Consider the following 1,259-nt stretch of genomic DNA (forward strand, 5'->3'; position numbering starts at 1 on the left):
CTCGGCCACCTCTCCGTTGCGCCGCTGGATAAAGAAAAGCGCCGGCACAATCAACAAGCCCCGGCCATTATCTCGGAAAAAGAAGTCATATATCGAAAAATAACGACGCGCCGTGCCGTGGCTTTCCCAGCTGCGGCGGTTCTGCGGCAAATCCCTGACCTGTGACTCGCGGCTTTGCCTTGATTCCGTCAGCCGGTTGCCGGATTCGGCTGGAAATAGGCGGTTGCGGCGGGGCTGATGGTTAACGAGAGCTTTCTGAGTGAGGCCAAATCGTGTCATTTGTGCAACAACGCAGGGGGATAGCAGCCGAACAGCCCTTTCGCCGGTACGATCGTTGTTGAACGGCGCCGCCTCATGGGTAATGTCGGTTTCGAGGAAGCGGCGCGGTGCGCATCTTTTTCGGTAGTGGGGATGGGGCAGGGAACGCTGTCCTTCAGCAAAGAATACCCAGACCCGTTTTTTAACTTTTGACTGGAGGTCAGAAAATGAACATTAAGAGCCTTCTCCTCGGCTCCGCTGCGGCCCTGATCGCAGTTTCCGGTGCGCGCGCCGCCGACGCCGTCGTCGTCGCCGAGCCGGAACCCGCTGAATACGTCAAGATCTGCGACGTCTACGGCGCTGGCTACTTCTACATCCCCGGCACCGAAACCTGCCTGCGCATCGGCGGCTATGTCCGTTATGATATCGGCGCTGGCGATRTCGGCWCGTTCACCGGCGCACGCGCCGACGACGTCGTCGACGGCAAGAACCAGGGCACTTACTACAARGACGCWCGCTTCACGCTGAAGACCTGGACCGGCCAGGAAACCGAGCTCGGTACCTTGAAGACCTATACCGAGACGCGCCTGAACTTCCAGAACTCACCCCTCGACAACGGCGACGGAAATAGCGCTGGAAACAACATCGACCAGCACTTCGCCTGGATTCAGCTTGGCGGCCTGCGTGTAGGCGAGGACGAGTCGGCATTCGACACGTTCGTCGGCTACGCCGGCAATGTCATCAACGACACCATCGTTCCCTACGGCGGGTTCAAGACCGGTGTCGTTCAGTACTACTTCGACGCCGGCAACGGCTTCTCGGCTGTGGCCTCTCTCGAAGAGGGTTCGGGCGGCGGCGGCCTGGCAAGGGGTACTTCTACTTACAGCTATGGTCGCGCCACGGTCGACAGCTAYGTTCCGCATGTCGTCGGCGGCGTGAAGTACACGCAGGGCTGGGGTGATGTGGTTGGCGTCGTCGCCTATGACAGCAACTACGAATAC

The 1,259-nt window shown here is 59.6% G+C and carries 1 protein-coding gene; it reads left to right on the plus strand.

All coding sequences use genetic code 11. The features are described 5' to 3' along the window. Window positions 1–485 precede the first annotated feature (485 nt). Window positions 486–1,259, plus strand: a 774-nt coding sequence (locus tag AC1DX0_RS36020; protein ID WP_477359280.1) for a porin, incomplete at its 3' end; no start/stop codon positions are given.

The sequence above is a fragment of the Mesorhizobium sp. P3_A9 genome (genome assembly GCF_056402975.1).